The 21448-nt window shown below is 58.3% G+C and carries 15 protein-coding genes and 1 tRNA gene; 10 read left to right on the forward strand and 6 right to left on the reverse strand.

Annotated features, from left to right (window positions below; translation table 11 throughout):
* Positions 1–183 precede the first annotated feature (183 nt).
* The 4 genes from ACZRJ6_RS06115 (at position 184) to ACZRJ6_RS06130 (ending at position 6367) form a co-directional block, all read left to right on the forward strand.
* On the forward strand, positions 184–2106 hold the full coding sequence (locus ACZRJ6_RS06115; protein ID WP_133102277.1) for a PrkA family serine protein kinase: 1923 nt from the start codon (positions 184–186) through the stop codon (positions 2104–2106).
* 137 nt (positions 2107–2243) lie between these two features.
* Positions 2244–3515 (forward strand): YeaH/YhbH family protein, encoded by a 1272-nt coding sequence (locus ACZRJ6_RS06120; protein ID WP_149414384.1) that lies wholly within the window; start codon positions 2244–2246, stop codon positions 3513–3515.
* Positions 3512–5074: a SpoVR family protein gene (locus ACZRJ6_RS06125; RefSeq protein ID WP_149414383.1), complete on the forward strand. Its 1563-nt coding sequence runs from the start codon at positions 3512–3514 to the stop codon at positions 5072–5074. Before ACZRJ6_RS06120 ends, ACZRJ6_RS06125 begins: the two co-directional genes overlap by 4 nt.
* A 63-nt stretch (positions 5075–5137) precedes the next feature.
* The gene (locus ACZRJ6_RS06130; RefSeq protein ID WP_463967889.1) at positions 5138–6367 is read left to right on the forward strand and encodes a multifunctional CCA addition/repair protein; all 1230 of its coding nucleotides are present in this window, start codon (positions 5138–5140) and stop codon (positions 6365–6367) included.
* Between the two features lie 11 nt (positions 6368–6378).
* Here the strand turns inward: ACZRJ6_RS06130 and folK are convergent, their stop codons facing one another.
* Together folK and folB are read right to left on the reverse strand one after the other, a co-directional pair.
* A complete protein-coding gene (gene folK / locus ACZRJ6_RS06135) occupies positions 6379–6897 on the reverse strand; it encodes a 2-amino-4-hydroxy-6-hydroxymethyldihydropteridine diphosphokinase (protein WP_463967888.1) in 519 nt (172 codons plus the stop codon).
* Positions 6888–7241: a dihydroneopterin aldolase gene (gene folB, locus ACZRJ6_RS06140; RefSeq protein ID WP_463967887.1), complete on the reverse strand. Its 354-nt coding sequence runs from the start codon at positions 7239–7241 to the stop codon at positions 6888–6890. Before folB ends, folK begins: the two co-directional genes overlap by 10 nt.
* Positions 7242–7315: 74 nt before the next feature.
* Between folB and plsY the strand changes: the two genes are divergently transcribed.
* Entirely contained in the window at positions 7316–7885 is a 570-nt protein-coding gene (gene plsY, locus ACZRJ6_RS06145) for a glycerol-3-phosphate 1-O-acyltransferase PlsY (RefSeq protein WP_350614374.1), read from the forward strand.
* Positions 7886–7918: 33 nt separating this feature from the next.
* Here plsY and tsaD read toward each other — a convergent pair whose 3' ends face one another.
* The gene (gene tsaD, locus ACZRJ6_RS06150) at positions 7919–8944 is read right to left on the reverse strand and encodes a tRNA (adenosine(37)-N6)-threonylcarbamoyltransferase complex transferase subunit TsaD (RefSeq protein WP_463967886.1); all 1026 of its coding nucleotides are present in this window, start codon (positions 8942–8944) and stop codon (positions 7919–7921) included.
* Between the two features lie 203 nt (positions 8945–9147).
* On the opposite strand from tsaD, the gene rpsU reads away from it, so the two are divergent.
* The 5 genes from rpsU (at position 9148) to ACZRJ6_RS06175 (ending at position 17655) form a co-directional block, all read left to right on the forward strand.
* Positions 9148–9363, forward strand: a complete 216-nt coding sequence (gene rpsU, locus ACZRJ6_RS06155; protein ID WP_002551877.1) for a 30S ribosomal protein S21 — start codon at positions 9148–9150, stop codon at positions 9361–9363.
* A 457-nt stretch (positions 9364–9820) separates the two neighbouring features.
* The gene (dnaG, locus tag ACZRJ6_RS06160) at positions 9821–11782 is read left to right on the forward strand and encodes a DNA primase (RefSeq protein ID WP_463967885.1); all 1962 of its coding nucleotides are present in this window, start codon (positions 9821–9823) and stop codon (positions 11780–11782) included.
* Positions 11783–11849: 67 nt separating this feature from the next.
* Entirely contained in the window at positions 11850–13700 is a 1851-nt protein-coding gene (gene rpoD / locus ACZRJ6_RS06165) for an RNA polymerase sigma factor RpoD (protein ID WP_463967884.1), read from the forward strand.
* A gap of 119 nt (positions 13701–13819) precedes the next feature.
* Positions 13820–17563 carry an EAL domain-containing protein gene (locus ACZRJ6_RS06170; RefSeq protein ID WP_463967883.1) on the forward strand — a complete coding sequence of 1248 codons (3744 nt, stop codon included), beginning with the start codon at positions 13820–13822 and terminating at the stop codon, positions 17561–17563.
* 15 nt (positions 17564–17578) lie between these two features.
* A tRNA-Ile gene (locus ACZRJ6_RS06175) sits at positions 17579–17655 on the forward strand.
* 207 nt (positions 17656–17862) lie between these two features.
* Here ACZRJ6_RS06175 and ACZRJ6_RS06180 read toward each other — a convergent pair.
* The 3 genes from ACZRJ6_RS06180 to ACZRJ6_RS06190 all read right to left on the reverse strand — a co-directional run bounded on the left by ACZRJ6_RS06180 (position 17863) and on the right by ACZRJ6_RS06190 (position 21349).
* Positions 17863–19242 (reverse strand): NAD(P)-binding domain-containing protein, encoded by a 1380-nt coding sequence (locus ACZRJ6_RS06180; protein ID WP_463967882.1) that lies wholly within the window; start codon positions 19240–19242, stop codon positions 17863–17865.
* Positions 19243–19650: 408 nt separating this feature from the next.
* A complete protein-coding gene (locus tag ACZRJ6_RS06185; RefSeq protein ID WP_463967881.1) occupies positions 19651–20913 on the reverse strand; it encodes an amidase in 1263 nt (420 codons plus the stop codon).
* Between the two features lie 10 nt (positions 20914–20923).
* Complete coding sequence (locus tag ACZRJ6_RS06190) at positions 20924–21349, reverse strand: VOC family protein (protein ID WP_463967880.1); 426 nt, start codon at positions 21347–21349, stop codon at positions 20924–20926.
* Positions 21350–21448: the final 99 nt, after the last annotated feature.

Genomic DNA, 21448 nt, shown 5'->3' on the forward strand with positions numbered 1-21448 from the left:
TCCGAACTATCCTTAAGCGCAGGCCATCCAAAACAGGGGAGAGCCGGTACACCGGCGTGCGGGTCATCGGTAGCGTTTCAGGGTGTTCTGGGGGGAAAACGGCCATTGGCAAGAACCAATGACTGCCAGCATCGACTGATTGATCCGGCGTCGGCTCCACGTATCGAGCGAGGTGACGACGTCATGAGTATTTTTAGCCACTTCCAACAACGCTTCGAGTCCACACGCCAGGAAGAGCTCTCGCTTCAGGAGTACCTCAATCTGTGCAAAAGCGACCGTAGCGCCTACGCGTCTGCAGCCGAACGCCTGCTGCTGGCGATCGGTGAGCCGGAGTTGCAGGACACCTCAGCCAATTCGCGATTATCGCGAATATTCTCCAACAAGGTGATCCGCCGCTACCCGGCCTTTGAAGACTTCCACGGAATGGAAGAATGCATTGACCAGATCGTCTCCTATTTCCGCCATGCCGCCCAAGGCCTGGAAGAGAAGAAACAGATCCTCTACCTGCTCGGCCCGGTCGGCGGCGGTAAATCATCCCTGGCCGAGAAGCTCAAACAACTGATCGAGAAGGTGCCCTTCTACGCCATCAAGGGCTCCCCGGTGTTCGAGTCGCCATTGGGGCTGTTCAACGCCACAGAAGATGGCGCGATTCTCGAAGAAGACTTCGGCATTCCGAGGCGCTACCTCAACACCATCATGTCGCCATGGGCCACCAAGCGCCTGGCCGAATTCGGCGGCGATATCAGCCAGTTCCAGGTGGTCAAGCTCTACCCTTCGGTCCTCAACCAGATCGCCGTGGCCAAGACCGAACCCGGAGACGAGAACAACCAGGACATCTCGGCGCTGGTGGGTAAGGTCGATATCCGCAAACTGGAAGAATTCCCACAGAACGACGCCGACGCCTACAGCTACTCGGGCGCGCTGTGCCGGGCCAACCAGGGCCTGATGGAGTTCGTGGAGATGTTCAAGGCACCGATCAAGGTGCTACATCCACTGCTCACCGCCACCCAGGAAGGCAACTACAACAGCACCGAGGGCCTGGGGGCGATTCCGTTTACCGGGATCCTGCTGGCCCACTCCAACGAATCGGAATGGCACACCTTCCGCAACAACAAGAACAACGAAGCCTTCATCGACCGGATCTATATCGTCAAGGTGCCGTACTGCCTGCGGGTCAGCGATGAAATCAAGATTTATGACAAGTTGCTGTTCAACAGCTCCCTGGCCAAGGCCCATTGCGCCCCTGACACCTTGAAAATGCTTGCCCAGTTCACCGTGCTGTCGCGTCTCAAGGAGCCGGAAAACTCCAACATTTACTCAAAAATGCGGGTGTATGACGGGGAAAACCTCAAGGACACCGATCCCAAGGCCAAGTCGATCCAGGAATACCGCGATACCGCGGGCGTTGATGAGGGCATGAACGGCCTTTCAACACGTTTTGCCTTCAAAATCCTCTCCAAGGTCTTCAACTTCGACCCGCACGAAATTGCTGCCAACCCAGTGCATCTGCTCTACGTGCTGGAACAACAGATCGAACAGGAGCAATTCCAGGCCGAAATCCGCGAGCGCTACCTGCGCTTCCTGAAAGAGTATCTGGCACCGCGCTATATCGAGTTTATTGGCAAGGAAATCCAGACCGCATACCTGGAGTCCTACAGCGAGTACGGCCAGAACATCTTCGACCGCTACGTGCTGTACGCCGACTTCTGGATACAGGATCAGGAATACCGCGACCCGGAAACCGGCGAAATCCTCAACCGCGTGGCCCTCAACGAGGAGCTGGAAAAGATCGAAAAACCGGCTGGCATCAGCAATCCGAAAGATTTTCGCAACGAAATCGTCAACTTCGTTCTGCGCGCCCGCGCCAACAACAACGGCAAGAACCCCACCTGGCTCAGCTACGAGAAGCTGCGGGTGGTTATCGAGAAGAAAATGTTCTCCAACACCGAGGATCTGCTGCCGGTCATCAGCTTCAATGCCAAGGCCAGCAAGGAGGATCAGCAAAAACACAACGACTTCGTTACACGAATGGTCGAGCGTGGCTACACCGACAAACAGGTACGACTGCTCTCCGAGTGGTATCTGCGGGTCAGAAAATCGCAGTGAGGCAGCGACAAGCGACAAGTTGCAGGCACCAGCCGCGCCGACTGGCGCGGCTGGAGACGCGGCAACCGACCGCTTGTCTTTAAGCTTCCAGCTTGCGGCTTGAAGCTTGTAACTTGAAGCTGCCCGGAGGGCTCCCCATGAGCTATGTGATCGACCGACGTCTCAATGGCAAGAACAAGAGCACGGTAAACCGCCAGCGTTTCCTGCGGCGTTACCGTGATCACATCAAAAAGGCCGTCGAAGAGGCTGTCAGCCGCCGTTCCATTACCGACATGGAGCATGGCGAACAGATCAGCATTCCCGGACGGGATATCGATGAACCGGTTCTGCACCATGGCCGAGGCGGCAAACAGACCGTCGTCCACCCAGGCAACAAGGAGTTCACCAGCGGCGAACACATCCAGCGCCCACAGGGCGGTGCTGGAGGCAAAGGCCCAGGCAAGGCCGGCAACTCCGGCGAGGGCATGGATGAATTCGTGTTCCAGATTACCCAGGAAGAGTTCCTCGAATTCATGTTCGAGGACCTGGAACTGCCCAACCTGGTCAAGCGCAACCTGACCGGTACCGACACCTTCAAGACCGTGCGCGCCGGGATCAGCAACGAAGGCAATCCGTCACGGATCAACATCATCCGCACCTTGCGCTCGGCCCATGCCCGGCGTATCGCGCTGTCTGGCAGCAGCCGGGCAAAACTGCGGGACGCCAAGACCGAACTGGAGCGCTTGAAGCGCGAAGAGCCAGACAACTTCGGCGATATCCAGGAAATCGAGGCGGAAATAGCCAAACTCAGCGCACGGATTCATCGCGTGCCGTTCCTCGACACCTTCGACCTGAAGTACAACCTGCTCGTCAAGCAGCCCAATCCCAGCTCCAAAGCCGTGATGTTCTGCCTGATGGACGTCTCCGGCTCCATGACCCAGGCGACCAAGGACATCGCCAAGCGCTTCTTCATCCTGCTGTATCTGTTCCTCAAGCGTAACTACGACAAGATTGACGTGGTGTTCATACGCCATCACACCAGCGCTCGTGAGGTCGACGAAGAAGAGTTCTTCTACTCACGGGAAACCGGCGGCACCATCGTTTCCAGCGCCTTGAAACTGATGCAAGAGATCATGGCCGAACGCTATCCATCCAACGAATGGAACATCTACGCCGCCCAGGCCTCCGACGGTGACAACTGGAACGACGACTCGCCGATCTGCCGCGACATCCTGATCAACCAGATCATGCCGTTTGTGCAGTACTACACTTACGTCGAGATTACTCCCCGCGAACACCAGGCCCTGTGGTTCGAATACGAGCGGATCAGCGAAGCCTTCTCTGACACCTTCGCCCAGCAACAATTGATCTCGGCCGGTGATATCTATCCGGTCTTCCGTGAACTCTTCCAGCGCAGGTTAGTGACATGACCGCCAAAGAGCATAAGCGCCAACCCATTTCCACGGGGTCCGAATGGACCTTCGAACTGATCCAGGCCTACGACCGGGAAATCAGCCGCATCGCGTCCGGTTACGCCCTGGACACCTACCCCAACCAGATTGAAGTGATCACCGCCGAACAAATGATGGACGCCTATGCTTCGGTGGGCATGCCACTGGGCTATCACCATTGGTCCTACGGCAAGCACTTCCTTAGCACCGAAAAGTCCTACACACGCGGCCAGATGGGCCTGGCCTACGAGATCGTCATCAACTCCGACCCCTGCATTGCCTACCTGATGGAAGAAAACACCATCTGCATGCAGGCGCTGGTGGTCGCGCACGCGTGCTATGGCCACAACAGCTTCTTCAAGGGCAACTACCTGTTCCGCACCTGGACCGATGCCAGCTCGATCATTGATTACCTGGTGTTCGCCAAGCAGTACATCATGCAGTGTGAGGAACGCCACGGTATCGATGCAGTGGAAGACCTGCTGGACTCCTGCCACGCCCTGATGAATTACGGGGTCGATCGCTACAAACGGCCTTATCCAATTTCCGCCGAGGAGGAACGGCTGCGCCAGAAGGATCGCGAAGAGCATTTGCAAAAACAGATCAACGATCTGTGGCGCACCATTCCCAAGCGCGCCGACAAGAACAGCGACAAGGACAATGCGCGCTTCCCCGTCGAACCTCAGGAAAATATCCTGTACTTCATCGAAAAACATGCTCCATTGCTGGAGCCCTGGCAGCGAGAAATCGTGCGAATCGTGCGCAAGATTGCCCAGTACTTTTATCCACAGCGCCAGACCCAAGTGATGAACGAAGGCTGGGCGACGTTCTGGCACTACACGCTGATGAACGACCTGTACGACGAAGGACTGGTCACCGACGGCTTCATGATGGAGTTCCTGACCTCCCACACCAGCGTCGTATTTCAGCCCGGCTTCGACAGCCCGCACTACAACGGCATCAACCCTTACGCCCTGGGCTTTGCCATGTACCGGGATATTCGCCGCATCTGCGAACACCCAACCGAGGAGGACCGGCGCTGGTTCCCAGACATTGCCGGCAGCGATTGGCTGTCCACCCTCAAGTTCGCCATGAGCAGCTTCAAGGACGAGAGCTTCATCCTGCAGTACCTGTCGCCACAGGTAATTCGCGACCTCAAGCTATTTAGCATTCTCGACGATGACCTCAAGGACGACCTGCTGGTCCCGGCCATCCATGATGAGCCTGGCTACCGCACCATCCGCGAAACCCTGGCCGCGCAGTACAACCTGGGCAACCGAGAGCCCAACGTGCAGATCTACAGCATCGACGTACGCGGTGATCGCTCGCTGACCTTGCGCCACCAGCAACACGACCGAAAACCCCTTGGTGAGTCCACAGACGAAGTCCTCAAGCACCTGCATCGCCTGTGGGGGTTCGATATCCATCTGGAAACCCTGCAAGGCGACCAGATCATGAAAACCCACCATGTGCCGCCCCGCCACGAACACGGCGATAACGATTACGGCCGCCTGGACCTGGCCGTTGTCCACCTTTGAAACAGCAAAGCCTCCACTGGCGATGCACAGGCGTTATCCTGTGCCGCTAATGGAGGCTTTTTCATGCGAATCTACAAAGTCGGCGGTGCGGTCCGTGATCGTTTGCTGGGCATTCCCGTTACCGATATCGATCGCGTCGTGGTTGGTGCGACCACCGAAGAAATGCTCGCCCAGGGCTTTCGTCCGGTAGGTGCAGACTTCCCGGTATTCCTGCATCCCAGGACAGGCGAGGAATACGCCCTCGCCCGCACCGAGCGTAAAAGCGGCCGCGGCTATGGCGGATTTGTCTTTCATGCCAGCCCCGACGTCACCCTGGAAGAAGACCTGATCCGTCGCGACCTGACAATCAATGCCATGGCCGAAGATGACGATGGAAACCTGACCGACCCCTATCATGGCCAGCGCGATTTGAAAGCCCGCGTTCTGCGCCACGTTTCCCCCGCGTTCGCCGAAGATCCCCTCAGGGTTCTGCGTGTCGCCCGCTTTTGCGCGCGCTATGCCAGCCTGGGATTTACCGTCGCCCCGGAAACCCTGGACCTGATGCGCCAACTCAGTGATAGCGGCGAATTGGAAGCATTGACACCGGAACGTAGCTGGAAGGAAATCTCCAGGGCGCTGATGGAAGATCAGCCACAGGTATTTATCCAGGTACTGCGAGACTGCGGCGCGCTGAAAACCCTGATGCCGGAAGTCGACGCCCTGTTCGGCGTGCCGCAACCCGAAGCTCACCATCCCGAGATTGATACCGGCGCGCACACCTTGAGCGTGCTGGAACAGGCCGCGCGCCATGGGCAACCCTTGACCGTGCGCTGGGCGTGCCTGCTGCACGATCTGGGCAAGGGCCTGACGCCTGTGGATAAGTTACCGAAGCATATTGCTCACGAGCAAAGGGGCTTGCGGCTTATCAAGGCGGTCAATGAGCGCTTCAAGGTGCCCAGAGATTGCCAGGAACTGGCGCTACTGGTGGGTGAATACCATACCCATGGTCACCGAGCACTGGAGTTGCGGGCCTCGACATTGCTGGAGTTGCTGCAAAGCTTTGACGTTTATCGCCGCCCGCAACGCTTTGAAGAGTTTGTCGTGGCGTGCGAAATGGATGCCCGAGGCCGCAAGGGGCTGGAGGAAAGAAGTTACCCACAGGCTGATTATTTGCGCGGAGCTGCGCTGGCGGCACGCGGTGTTGCCGTTGCGCCATTGCTGGAGCAAGGCTTCAAAGGGCCAGAGTTGGGTGAGGCGCTCAAGCGTGAACGACTCAAGGCATTGAAGGTCTACAAAGAACAACATCTCCTGTAGCGAGGACCTACCTACAAGAGTGCGTCCGGCGTCAGTTGCTGCGTGTGCCACTCAAACGCGACTGGCGCCAATACCTGGTCGATTTGTGCATCGCGCCACAATGAGGCAAACGTCTTGCCGGCTTCAGGATGCACCCGATCCGGCGCCATCAACGACAGCGGCCAGAGCACAAAGGCATTTTTCAGGATTTCTGCCCGAGGCAAAATCAAACCATCGAAGTTACCCACCAGGTCGCCATACAGCAGCACGTCGATATCCAGGGGCAAGCCCTTGCGATCCGGGGCGTAGCGGCCATTGTCAGCCTCGATGAATTTCAGCCGGCGATCCAATTCCATCAACGGCAAATCGGTATACGCCGACACCACCAGATTGAAAAACGGACCGCTCTTGATGCCCACTGGCTGACTCTCGAACACCGCAGAACAGCGCACGCCGGTCAGAAAACTCGCCAGCGCATCAAGGCCTGCGCACAGATGGGACTCGCGCTCGATATTGCTGCCAAGACCAAGGTAAATCTGAGTTAGCGGCATCCGCGCTCGATCTCCACACCCACGCCCTTGGCTGCCGGAACGGCGCCGGGCTTGGTCAGTTTCAGGTGCAGCCAGGGAATCTGGAATTCACTCATCAATACTTCGGCCAGGCGCTCGGCGAAGGTTTCCACCAACTGGAACTGTGCCTGCCCGGCAAAGGCCTGGATGCGTGCGGACACACTGGCATAGTCGAGCGCCAGGGTCAGGTCATCGCCGGCCGCCGCCGGGCGATTGTCCCACGCGAAGCTGAGGTCCAGGCGCAGGCACTGCCTGATACCTCGCTCCCAGTCGTAGGCCCCGATCACGGTGTCGACTTCCAGGCCCTCGATAAACACTCTGTCCAAGCACTCTTCTCCACAGCACGACAAGGGCGCAATGCCCCGTTAGAATCAGGGCGTCCTCGCCCGGAATAGTTAGCATGTTTTGGTTACTGGCGACTCTCGCCTACCTGCTTGGCTCTCTGTCCTTTGCCATTTTGCTCAGCCGCCTGACGGGAAATCCCGATCCGCGAATGAGTGGCTCGGGCAATGCCGGTGCCACCAACATGTTACGCCTGGCCGGCAAGAAACTCGCCGTCCTGACGCTGCTCGGTGATGTCTGCAAAGGCCTCCTGCCAGTACTGATCGCCGATCTCGCCGGTCTTTCCCTGCAACAACAAGCCTGGGTAGGCGTCTGCGCCGTCCTTGGTCATCTGCTCCCACTGTACTTTCGCTTTCGCGGTGGCAAGGGTGTCGCCACGGCGGCCGGTATGCTGCTGGGGATCTACCCACCAGCAGCGTTGCTGGCTATCGGCGCCTGGTTGCTGACGTTCTACCTGACCCGTACCAGCTCCCTGGCGGCATTGATCGCCACACCTCTGACCTTACCGTTGCTGGCCTGGCAGGAACCGGCAGCGCTGATGCCAATGAGCGTGCTGACGCTGCTGATCGTCTGGCGCCACCGGGGCAATTTACGCGACCTGTTTGCCGGGCGCGAACGGCATTTTTAAATACGCCCGATGAACCCCGCTCACGTTCTCCCACTACAGCGGCGACAACTGCTCCATTGGCCAGCGCGCCTGCACGCTGATCGCCAGGCTTTCATGCTGTCCGGCTTGCAGGCGCTGACAACCGGCATAGGCGATCATCGCGCCGTTGTCGGTGCAGAACTCAGGGCGGGCGTAGAACACATCACCCTTCATGTCGCCGAGCATTTTTTCCAGTGAAGTGCGCAAGGCCTTGTTGGCGCTGACGCCCCCTGCGATCACCAGGCGCTTCATGCCCGATTGTTTCAGGGCGCGCTTGCACTTGATGGTCAAAGTTTCCACCACCGCCTGCTGGAACGCCAGCGAGATGTCGCAACGGGCTTGCTCACTGTCGTCCCCGGCGCTGACGCTCTGCTGCCAGGTGTTCAACGCGGAGGTTTTCAAGCCACTGAAGCTGAACATGAGACCGGGGCGATCGCACATCGGACGCGGGAAGGTGTAGCGGCCAGCGACGCCTTTTTCGGCGAGGTGGGCGATTTCCGGGCCACCCGGATAATTGAGCCCCATCATCTTCGCGGTCTTGTCGAACGCTTCGCCGGCGGCGTCGTCCAGGGACTCGCCCAACAGCGTGTATTGGCCGATTCCGTCGACCTGAACCAGCTGCGTATGGCCGCCCGAAACCAACAAAGCGACGAACGGGAACTGCGGCGGCGTTTTTTCCAGCATGGGCGCCAGTAAATGGCCCTCCATATGGTGCACACCAAGGGCTGGAATGCCCCAGGCAAAAGCCAGCGCCTGGGCGCAAGAAGCCCCAACCAGCAGGGCTCCAACCAATCCGGGGCCAGCGGTGTAGGCAATGGCATCGATCTCGGCTGGCACGCAGCCGGCCTCGTCCAACACCTGGCGGATCAACGGCAGCATGCGCTTGACGTGGTCACGGCTGGCCAGCTCCGGCACCACGCCGCCATAGGCGCGATGCAGGTCGATCTGACTGAACAGCGCATCGGCCAAGAGCCCGCGTTCACTGTCGTAAAGTGCGACACCGGTCTCGTCGCAGGAGGTTTCTAATCCCAGTACTAGCATGGGTTTGCGCCTTGTAGAGGCTGAATTCGAAGGCGCGCATAATAGTCGCCACTCCCCCTCCCGACTAGCGGTTTTCGATCAGAGGCTTTGCATTCCGGGCAATGAGGGGTTAACATCCGCAACCCTTAAAAACCGACGACCTCAGCCGCGAATTTTTTGCGACGAGAACGTTGATTCCCGGTAATGAAAGAAGGTAGCTCTGGATGCCAGCCGTCAAAGTAAAAGAGAACGAACCCTTCGACGTAGCTCTGCGTCGTTTCAAGCGCTCCTGCGAAAAAGCCGGTGTTCTGGCTGAAGTTCGTAGCCGCGAATTTTATGAGAAGCCAACTTCTGAGCGTAAGCGTAAAGCAGCAGCCGCTGTTAAGCGTCACGCCAAGAAAGTTCAGCGCGAGCAGCGCCGCGCCGTTCGTCTGTACTAATACACAGACGTTCGTAGCAAGCTTCTGCCAAGCCCGGCCCTCAGCCGGGCTGTTGGCATTTGCGGATATCGCTTGATGCTTCACCGTCGACGCCGCACACGCGACCGAGACACTGCTTCACACGTCAGGACTGGCTCTTTTGCCAGCGGTGCGCGTCTCTTCTGACGAGCCTAACAAGGCTACTGACGAGCACACTCATTCTATAAACAGGCGATCAACAGGTCGACTGTGCCCACCGATGAGCTTCCGAGGCCCGCCATTGGCCGAGACCGGACTCCAGGGCAATACTTTCAATAACGTCGAAGACTGATTGGAACTAACGTCAGTGAATGTTCGGCAGATACACTTCCTGACAGCCCAAGCAGACGATTGATGATCGAGCCGCACGACGCGCGCGCCTCGAACACTTCGACCACCCTTCGGGGCCTCATTGACATGCAGTGATGACGAGAACGCCATGGCCGGGCTCATTCCCCAGAGCTTTATTGACGACCTTCTGAACCGCACCGACATCGTCGATGTTGTCAGCTCGCGCCTGCAAATGAAAAAGGCCGGCAAGAACTACACCGCCTGCTGCCCATTCCATAAAGAAAAGACCCCATCGTTCAGCGTCAGTCCCGACAAGCAGTTCTACTACTGCTTCGGCTGCGGCGCTGGCGGCAATGCCCTCGGCTTCATCATGGACCACGACAACCTGGACTTCCCCCAGGCCGTCGAGGAACTGGCGAAAGCCGCCGGCATGGAAATCCCCCGCGAAGAAAGTGGCCGACCACATAAACCACGGCAACCCACTGATTCGCCGCTGTACCCACTGCTCACCGCCGCTGCCGATTTCTACCGCCAGGCGCTGAAAAGCCACCCGCAGCGCAAAGCGGCCGTCGATTACCTCAAGGGCCGCGGCCTGACCGGGGAAATCGCCCGCGACTTCGGTCTCGGCTTCGCCCCGCCAGGCTGGGACAACCTGTACAAACACCTGAGCAGCGACACCCTGCAGCAGAAAGCCATGATCGACGCCGGGCTGCTGGTGGAAAATGCCGAGACTGGCAAGCGCTATGACCGTTTCCGTGATCGGGTGATGTTCCCGATCCGCGACAGTCGCGGCCGGATCATCGCCTTCGGCGGCCGGGTACTGGGGGACGACAAACCCAAATACCTGAACTCACCGGAAACCCCGGTATTTCACAAGGGCCAAGAGCTCTACGGCCTATTCGAAGCACGCAAGAACAACCGCAACCTCGATGAAATTATCGTGGTTGAAGGCTATATGGACGTTATCGCCCTGGCCCAGCAAGGTCTGCGCAATGCGGTAGCCACTCTTGGCACCGCCACCAGCGAAGAGCATTTGAAGCGACTGTTTCGCGTAGTGCCCAACGTACTGTTTTGCTTCGACGGCGACCAGGCTGGCAGAAACGCCGCCTGGCGCGCGCTTGAAGCAACGTTGCCGAGCCTGCAGGACGGCCGCCGTGCGCGCTTTCTGTTTCTGCCCGAAGGCGAAGACCCGGACACCCTGGTCCGCTCCGAAGGCACCGACGCCTTCCGGGCACGCATCAATCAACACGCACAACCGCTGGCCGATTATTTTTTCCAGCAACTGACCGAAGAGTCCGATCCGCGCTCCCTCGAAGGCAAGGCCCATATGGTCACCCTTGCGGCGCCGCTGATCGACAAGGTTCCAGGTGCAAACCTGCGAACACTGATGCGTCAGCGACTGCTGGAAATCACTGGATTGAGCGGCGAAGCGGTCAGCCAGCTGGTGCATAGCGCACCTCAAGACGCACCGCCCGCCTACGATCCCGGCATCGATTACGACGCCATGCCGGATTTCGCCGACTACCACCAGCCTCAGGAGGCGTACGCACCCCAGCAGGAGTGGACGCCAAAGAAACCGGGGGTAGGCGGCAAGAAATGGGACAAGAAACCCTGGGATAAAAACGGCAAGCGTGGTGGTAGTCGTGACGAACCTCGCGCACCACGCGTCCCAGCTGCTGTAGAACCGCCCACGATGGCAGCCCTGCGTACCCTTTTGCACTATCCGCAACTGGCGCAAAAGGTCGAAGACGCTGGGCATTTCGCAGCCGAGGACCACACCAATACGCAACTGTTGGTGGCACTGCTCGAAGCGGTACAAAAGAATCCTAAGCTAAACTCATTCCAGTTGATTGCACGCTGGCACGGCACCGAACAGGGCCGCTTGCTCAAGGCATTGGCGGAAAAGGAATGGCTGATTGATGGCGACAACCTTGAACAACAGTTTTTCGACACCATTACTAGCTTGTCAGCTCGTCAACGCGAGCGAAATTTGGAACAACTTCTTCGCAAAGCACGTCAGAGTGAATTGACTGCCGAAGAGAAAAATCAACTGCGCGACCTTTTAAGTCGCAATGTTTCCGCATCAAACCCGACCTCAGCTGGCGCGTGAGGTCATAGCTCGGGTATAATCCTCGGCTTGTTTTTTGCCCGCCAAGACCTTCAGTGGATAGGGTGTTATGTCCGGAAAATCGCAACAGCAGTCTCGTATCAAAGAGTTGATCACCCTGGGTCGTGAGCAGAAGTATCTGACTTACGCAGAGGTCAACGACCACCTGCCTGAGGATATTTCAGATCCAGAGCAGGTGGAAGACATCATCCGCATGATTAATGACATGGGGATCCCCGTACACGAGAGTGCTCCGGATGCGGACGCCCTTATGTTGGCCGACTCCGATACCGACGAGGCAGCCGCTGAAGAAGCAGCTGCCGCGTTGGCAGCGGTCGAGACCGACATCGGTCGTACGACTGACCCTGTGCGCATGTATATGCGCGAAATGGGTACGGTAGAGCTGCTGACACGCGAAGGCGAAATTGAAATCGCCAAGCGTATCGAAGAGGGCATTCGTGAAGTGATGGGCGCAATCGCGCACTTCCCAGGCACGGTTGACCACATTCTCTCCGAGTACACTCGCGTCACCACCGAAGGTGGCCGCCTGTCCGACGTCCTGAGCGGTTATATCGACCCGGACGACGGCATTGCGCCACCTGCGGCTGAAGTTCCGCCGCCTGTCGATCCGAAAACCGCGAAAGCGGACGACGATACCGACGAAGAAGAAGCTGAAGCCAGCACCGACGACGACGAAGAAGTCGAAAGCGGTCCGGATCCGGTCGTCGCGGCACAGCGCTTTGGCGCTGTCTCCGACCAGATGGAACTGGCTCGCAAGGCCCTGAAGAAGCACGGCCGTGGCAGCAAGCAGGCAACCGCCGAACTGCTGGCTCTGGCTGAACTCTTCATGCCGATCAAACTGGTGCCGAAGCAGTTCGAAGGCCTGGTTGCACGGGTTCGTGGCGCCCTTGAGCGTCTACGTGCACAAGAGCGCGCCATCATGCAGCTCTGTGTCCGTGATGCGCGCATGCCGCGTACCGACTTCCTGCGCCAGTTCCCTGGCAACGAAGTTGACGAAAGCTGGACCGATGCGCTGGCCAAGGGCAAAAGCAAATACGCTGAAGCTATTGGTCGCTTCCAGGCCGACATCCTTCGTTGCCAGCATAAGCTGATCGCACTGCAGACCGAAACCGGTCTGACGATTGCCGAGATCAAGGACATCAACCGTCGCATGTCGATCGGTGAGGCCAAGGCCCGCCGCGCGAAGAAAGAGATGGTTGAAGCGAACTTGCGTCTGGTGATCTCCATCGCCAAGAAGTACACCAACCGTGGCCTGCAATTCCTCGATCTGATCCAGGAAGGCAACATCGGTTTGATGAAAGCGGTGGACAAGTTCGAATACCGTCGCGGCTACAAGTTCTCGACTTATGCCACCTGGTGGATCCGTCAGGCGATCACTCGCTCGATCGCCGACCAGGCCCGCACCATCCGTATTCCGGTGCACATGATCGAGACTATCAACAAGCTCAACCGTATTTCCCGGCAGATGTTGCAGGAAATGGGTCGCGAACCGACCCCGGAAGAGCTGGGCGAACGCATGGAAATGCCTGAGGATAAAATCCGCAAGGTATTGAAGATCGCTAAAGAGCCGATCTCCATGGAAACCCCGATCGGTGATGACGAAGACTCCCACCTGGGTGACTTCATCGAAGACTCGACCATGCAGTCGCCAATCGATGTCGCCACTGTTGAGAGCCTTAAAGAAGCGACTCGCGACGTACTGTCCGGCCTCACTGCCCGTGAAGCCAAGGTACTGCGCATGCGTTTCGGCATCGACATGAATACCGACCACACCCTTGAGGAAGTCGGTAAACAGTTCGACGTGACCCGTGAGCGGATTCGCCAGATCGAAGCCAAGGCGCTGCGCAAGCTGCGCCACCCGACGAGAAGCGAGCATTTGCGCTCCTTCCTCGACGAGTGATCACAAAACCCCCGGCCTTGGCCGGGGGTTTTGCTTTCTACAGATTAAATCTGTCCGCCTCCCTCCCCCGAAATGCCCGTCTACACTCGAAACATTCCCCGTGCCATAACGAGATCGTTATGCCCAGATTGCCGACCGTGCTACTGCTGTCGCTGCTGGCCTGGACCGCAACGGCTGGCGCGTTGACTCTCACTGATCAAGAGCGTGGCTGGTTGGCGGACCGCCCTGAGTTACGCCTGGGCGTTGATGCATCGTGGCCACCGTTTGAATACCGTGATGAAGAAGGTCGCTACCAGGGCTTGGCCGCCGACTATGTACGGCTGATCCAGGATCGCCTGGCGATCAAGATCAAACTGATCGAGCCAGCAAACTGGAGTGCTGTACTGGAACAAGCCAAGAACAATCAGCTCGATCTGCTACCGGGCATCATGTCGACCCCGGAACGCCAGAGCTTTTTGTCATTTACCCGGCCCTACCTCGACTTCCCCATCGTAATCCTCGCCCATGAAGGCGGCGCCCAACCTCGCTCCCTCAAAGACCTGTACGGTCTGAAGATCGCCGTTGTGGAAAACTACGCGCCCCACGAATTGCTGCGCACCCACCATCCCGACCTCAACCTGGTAGCCATGCCCAACGTCAGCTCAACGCTGCAGGCCCTGGCCACCGATGAAGTCGACGCAGTGGTAGGCGACCTGGCTTCCAGCGTCTGGAGCCTGCGTCAGCTCAAGCTCGATGGCCTGTATGTGAGCGGTGAGACGCCCTATCGCTATCAACTGGCGATGGGTGTACCGCAGGATAACAAGGTGCTGATCAGCATTCTGGACAAAGTCCTGGCCGACCTCCGCCCGAACGAAATTGACGCCATCCAGCAACACTGGGTCGGTAACGTCATCGATCATCGAGCCTTCTGGACCGATCTGCTGCTGTATGGACTGCCCGCCGTACTACTATTAAGCACCGTGCTGGCCATCGTCATTCGGATCAACCGCCGGCTCAGTTCGGAAATTTCGCGCAGGGTGGCCCTGGAGCAAGAGCTACGCAGCAGCGAATACCATTACCGTGGCCTGGTAGAAAGCCTCTCCGCCATCGCTTGGGAAGCCGACATCAACGATTTCACCTACAGCTATGTGTCGCCCCATGCCGAGGAGCTGCTGGGCTATCCCCAAGCGAACTGGCTGACCCCCAGCTTCTGGCGCACCATCATTCATCCCGCCGACCTGACCCGTGCAGAAACCTTCTGCTACCGCGAAACCCGTGCCAATCGCGACCATAGCCTTGACTACCGGGTCATCACTGCCGATGGTCGTTGCCTGTGGGTGCGGAACATTGTCAGCCTGATCGAGCATGGTCATGAACCAGTGATGCGCGGCTTGATGATCGACATCAGCGAGGCCAAGCACACCGAGGAAGCCTTGCGGCTTTCGGAGCAAAAATTTGCCTCGGTGTTCCAGCAGTGCCCAGACATCCTGGTCATTGCCCGGCTGTCGGATGGCTGCTTGCTGGAGGTCAACAAAGCCTTTGAGGATCAAATCGGTCTCAGCGCCGCAGAAGTGGTCGGCAAAACCGCCACCGAGCTGAATATCTGGGGCATTCAAGGCGTCGGCCCCAACCTGCTGAAACGGGTGCAGTCCACCAGCATTCGCAACCTGGAAATGCCCTTTTTGCGCAGCAACGGCCAAGCATTTACCGGACTGATCTCTGCGGAACCCTTTCAACTAGAGACTACCGAAGCCATTGTGGTGGTGGTTCGCGACATCACCCAACTGAAGGAAACCCAGCAGCAACTGCAGACCTCCGAGGAGAAATTCGCCAAGGCCTTCCACGCGTCACCCGACGGATTGTTACTGACTCGCCTACAGGACGGCCTGCTGCTTGAAGTCAACGAAGGGTTCAGCCGCATCACTGGCTTCAACCGCGCGATGTCACTGGATCAATCAACGCTGGACCTGGGCATCTGGGTGGACCTGAACGAACGCAAGCACATGCTCGAACTGTTGCAACGGGATGGCCTAGTCCTCGATTTCGTTTGCCACATCCGGCGCAATGACGGCCAGGTCCGCCTGTGCGAAGTATCCAGTCGTCCGCTGCCCATCGGCGACGAAGACTGCATGCTGACCATCGCCCGAGACATCACCGAACGTCAGCTAATGCAGGAAAAACTGCAACAGGCCGCCACAGTTTTCGAGAGCACTGCCGAAGGCGTACTGATCACCGATATCCGGCAAAACATCAGCGCCGTCAACCGTGCGTTCAGCGAAATCACCGGCTACAGCGAAACCGAAGCGCTGGGCCATACCCCTCGCCTGCTTGCCTCAGGCCTGCATGACAGCGCTTTCTACGCAGCCATGTGGCACCAGTTGACCGCCCACGGCCACTGGCAGGGCGAGATTTCCAATCGCCGCAAGAACGGCGAGCTTTATCCTAGTTGGCTAACCATCAGTGCCGTGCGTAACCGCGACCAGTTGATCACCCACTTTGTTGCGGTGTTCGCCGACATCTCCAGCCTCAAACACGCCCAGGCGCGGCTCGACTATCAGGCCCATCACGACCCACTGACCGGTCTGCCTAACCGCACGCTGTTTGAAAGTCGCCTGCAGGCCGCCCTCAACAATCAACAGGAAACCGGCAGCCAGGGCGCCGTACTGTTTCTCGACCTCGACCGCTTCAAGCACATCAACGACAGCCTCGGCCACCCGATCGGCGACCTGCTGCTCAAGGACATCGCCATTCGCCTCAAGGACCAGTTGCGCGACATCGACACCGTCGCCCGCCTGGGCGGCGACGAATTCATCATCCTGCTTCCAGGCCTGCAACAAGCCAGCGACGCCGAGCACCTGGCCAATAAACTGCTGGCCTGCTTCATCCCGCCATTCCAGGCCGGTGAACACGAGTTCTTTATCAGCGCCAGTATCGGCACCAGCCTCTATCCCCAGGACGGCATTGACGTCGCCACCCTGGTAAAAAACGCCGACGCCGCCATGTACCGCTCCAAGGCCAAGGGCCGCAACCGGGTCGAGAGCTACACCCGAGACCTCACTGCCCAGGCCAACGAGCGAGTGGCGCTGGAACACGAACTGCGTCGGGCAATCGAACGGGACGAATTGTTCCTTTGCTACCAGCCGAAGCTAAGCCTGAGTACTCAACAACTGATCGGCGCCGAAGCGCTGCTTCGCTGGCGTCACCCCACCTTCGGCGACGTACCGCCCGAGCACTTCATTGCCCTGGCCGAAGAGAACGGCATGATCCTGCAAATTGGCGACTGGGTACTGGAACAGGCCTGCCAGCAAATGCACGCATGGAAAGAGGCCTACGAGGACTTCGGCCCGCTTTCTGTCAACCTCGCTGGCGCCCAACTGCGTCACCCCAACCTACTGGCACGCATCGAACAACTGCTGCGGGACAACCGCCTGGAACCGGGCTGCCTGCAACTGGAAATCACCGAAAACTTCATCATGAGCCAGGCCGAAGAAGCCCTGGAGGTATTGCATCAACTCAAGCGCCTCGGCGTGCAACTGGCCATCGATGACTTCGGCACCGGCTATTCATCCCTCAGCTACCTGAAACGCCTGCCCCTGGACTTCCTGAAGATCGATCAATCCTTCGTCCGCGGCCTGCCCGACGACCCCCACGACGTGGCCATAGTCCGAGCCATCATCGCCCTGGGCCACAGCATGCAATTCACCATCATCGCCGAAGGCGTAGAAACCCCCGCCCAACAAGCCTTCCTCGCCGCCGAAGGCTGCGAACAGATGCAAGGCTACATCGTCAGCCTGCCCCTGCCCGCCGACGTATTCGCCGCCACCTTCCTTCGCATGAACCTTTCGGATTTTTCGGATAGCACAGCAGAGAAACCATCGCTATAATCCGCGACCTACTGAGGGCCTATAGCTCAGTTGGTTAGAGCAGGGGACTCATAATCCCTTGGTCGTAGGTTCGAGTCCTACTGGGCCCACCAAATTGAAAGCCGCGCATTGCGCGGCTTTTTCGTATCCGTCGTAAAAATGCTAGACCAGCCCCGTAGTCCAAAGGTACAAATTCAGGACGCCCCTCGCTTGGGATAAGGTGCAACACAACACTCTGAAAAACACTTGGCGCAACGGCCGCGGATGGCGGCGGGCTTGCACGGCGACCTCAGGAAGCTCTTAGCCTGGCTGATGACTGCCTAGCGCTGATGTAGTGTATTAACGTCACCTTTGCCTGCGGTTTCGCGCAGGTACTCTCCCATCGAGTCATCGAGCGCCTGCAACCAGCGCGTGTGGTGCGGGACCGCAGCCGTACCGGTGATCACCGAACGATAGGATTTGTCGCGATAACCCATGATGTCGTGCTTTTTGTCAGCCTTCCACTTGAGGAAAATACGATTCACTGCGTCGATATCGAAGCTTGGATAGTCGGTCTGCCCAATCAGATGTTTGATGTAGCTGCCCTGAAATTCGTACATGGAGGCAGTGGACTCCAGGTTTTCTTCCTCGGCACGCCAGCGAGCGCTGTCGGCCTTCATGGCTGCCTGTTCGGGTAGGGTAATACGACCGAGCATATAGTCGCGGGCAAACCAGGCCTGGGCATCGAACAGGTTGAAGCTGTACCAAAGGTCCTGCATGCCGAGGTAGATCAATTGCGGGTTGTCCTCCCATATCACCCCTTGATAGAGCTCTGTGGGCCAGAGACGGTTAGCCGTCTGGAGTGTCAGTTCCTCAGACAGGAAGGGGAAGTGGTGCTTGTAGCCTGTGCAGAGAATAATCGCGTCCACCCGCTTGCTCGATCCGTCGACGAAATACGCCAAGTCGCCGTCTACCTTGCTCAGTTGCGGACGTTCCTCCCAGTTCTTTGGCCACTTGTAGCCCATCGGCTGCGTGCGATAAGCGCTGGTTATCGAGCGCGCGCCGTACTTGTAGCACTGCGAGCCGATGTCTTCAGCAGAGTAGCTGCTTCCCACGATTAACAGATCCTTGCCCTTGAGCTCCGTTGCTTCGCGAAAATCGTGGGCGTGCAGGATTCGCCCCGAGAAACGGTCGAAGCCCTCGAAAGCAGGCACGTTCGGCGTCGAGAAGTGTCCGCTGGCCACGACCACAAAGTCGAATACCTGTGTCACGTTTTGCTGGAGGCTGTAGTCGTGGGCGGTAACGGTAAATTGCCGCGTAGCCTTGTCGAAACTGACGTGCTTGACCGCAGTATTGAAGCGAATGTAATCGCGCACACCGGCCTTGCTCACCCGGCCCTGGATGTAATCCCAAAGCACCTCACGGGGCGGGTAAGAGGAAATCGGTCGACCGAAATGCTCATCGAAGCTGTAATCGGCGAACTCCAGGCATTCTTTCGGACCGTTGGACCATAGGTAACGGTACATGCTCCCATGGACCGGCTCGCCGTGCTCATCTAGCCCGGTGCGCCAGGTGTAGTTCCACATTCCGCCCCAGTCGGCCTGCTTCTCGAAGCAAACCACTTCCGGCATGGGGGCGCCTTTGGCATGTGCGGATTGAAAGGCGCGCAGTTGCGCCAGGCCCGAAGGACCGGCACCGATAATAGCGACACGAATAGACATAGGATTCCCTCAACAGATTAAACGCGGCAAAAATAAAACACCCAACCCCAGACGGCTAAAGCCGCAGGCAACGGGAGAAAGAGTTCAGGCGTTAAGCTGCAGGTGGAGGGAACGAGCGCTTGCGTTTAAGAGCTACCAGGACGTCATGTGGCAGAATTGGCTGGTATTGAAACCGTCCCGAGAGCAGGGCAATCGCAGAGGGAAAAGCGGTGAGCGGAGGGGATTTCTGGTTAGGCCCATACCCATCACTGCGGGGCGCAGGACGGGGGGCTGAAAAGCGAAAGATACGTGTGTTCTCATGCATGGGGGCTGATTTAGCCTCTTTTCGTTATGAATGCTTTTTAGCTATAAGGGATAAATACGATGATTACAAGGATAAGACAGAGACCTGCATTCCCATCGTGCCCCTCAGCTCACCAACGCATCAACAACGCCTTGCGCCGTGATCAGCAACTGCCCATCGCCTCTGAACGCCCCAATCACCTGTAACCCCACCGGCAATTCCCCTTCCCCACGCGCCACCGGCAGATTCACCTGTGGCAACCCAAACGCGCCCCAGAACTTGATGAAGTCAGAAGGCCCCGTGGTCTCCAGCCCCACCGGCGCCAGAGTCCCGCAGGAAACACTCAACATCGCATCAAACGGCTGACAGATCTGCGCGAGCTGCGGAGCCAGTTGTGCCAGGCGGGCCTTGGCTGCCGATTCCTGCTCCCAGCTCGTAGCTTTGGCGCGGTTGATCATGGCCAGTGTCGAATCACTGAGCAATTCAGGATGGGCCTGAAACTCCTTGGCCAATGACCGAGCGCCCTCGCAATCGTTGATCAGTTGGTGATCGTCGAATACTCCATCGAACGCCGTGGGGAGCACGACCTCACTTACGTGGTGCCCCTTGCCCGCCAATTGCACCACCGCCTGCTCAATGGCGCGTGCCACCGGCGGCTGCACATCAGGCCAACGGGATGTGCGGCAGAACCCAAGCCGTAAAGGGCGGCTCTCGGTTTCGAAAGCCACAAACCCTGGAATCAACACTCGCGCCACCCGCTCAAGATCGCGCACCGAGCGTCCATACCAACCCACCGTATCGAAACTCGGCGCCAGGGGTTTAACGCCTTCCAGCGAGACCAGTCCCATCGAAGGTTTAAAGGCATACAGCCCGCAGTAAGCGGCTGGCTTGAGCAACGAGCCAGCAGTCTGGGTGCCCAACGCCAATGGGAAAAACCCGGCCGCCATCCCCGCCGCAGAACCAGCACTGGAGCTCCCTGGCGTTCGGGACAGATCGAGTGGATTACGCGTCGGCCCAGTGTGCATGTAGGCAAATTCAGTGGTGTGGGTCTTGCCCATGATGATCGCGCCAGCCTGGCGCAGCAGCGTCACCACATGAGCATCCCGCGACGGACGATTGCCTTGGTAAATCGGCGAATAGAACTCCGTGGGGTGATCGCCCGTATCAAAGATGTCCTTGATCCCCACCGGCACTCCCGCCAGCGGACCAGCACAGCCTTCTAGCTGACTGGCCTGCTTGCGCACAGCCTCAGGATCGAAGGAAACAAAAGCCTGAATATCCGGCTCGCCGCTGCCTATCTGTGCAATAAAATGCTCAGCGACAAGGCCTGGCGTCGTAGCGCCAGAGCCCACTGCCTCGGCAATACCGGTTGCGTCGAGGTGGTTCATGGTCGCTCCTTCACTTGGCAAACAACTGCCCAATGTCCCTGAATGCCTTGAACTCCAGCGCATTGCCACAGGGATCAAACAGAAACAGCGTCGCCTGCTCGCCCACCTGCCCCTTGAAGCGGATGTGCGGCTCCAGCACAAACTGCGTACCCCGCGCCTGCAACCTTTGCGCCAGGGCGTGCCAATCGTCCCAACCCAGCACCACACCAAAATGCGGGACGGGCACGTCGTGGCCATCCACCGCATTGGTGTGAGCGGCTTCCTGGCTGGCGGTTTTCGGGTGTTCATGGATGACCAGTTGATGGCCAAAGAAGTTGAAGTCGACCCAGTGCTCGCTGGAACGGCCCTCCTCCAGGCCAAAGACTTCGCCGTAGAACAGCCGCGCAGCGGACAAGTCGAATACCGGGATTGCCAGGTGAAAGGGTGCAAGGGTCATCAGGTCAAACCTCTATGGGCATTAGGTCTGCCCGAGTTTAGCCTTGCCTTTGGCGATGAAAAGACGATAGTTTTTGCGCCGAGCACAAATTATTTTGAT

The organism is Pseudomonas sp. C321, from assembly GCF_055407105.1.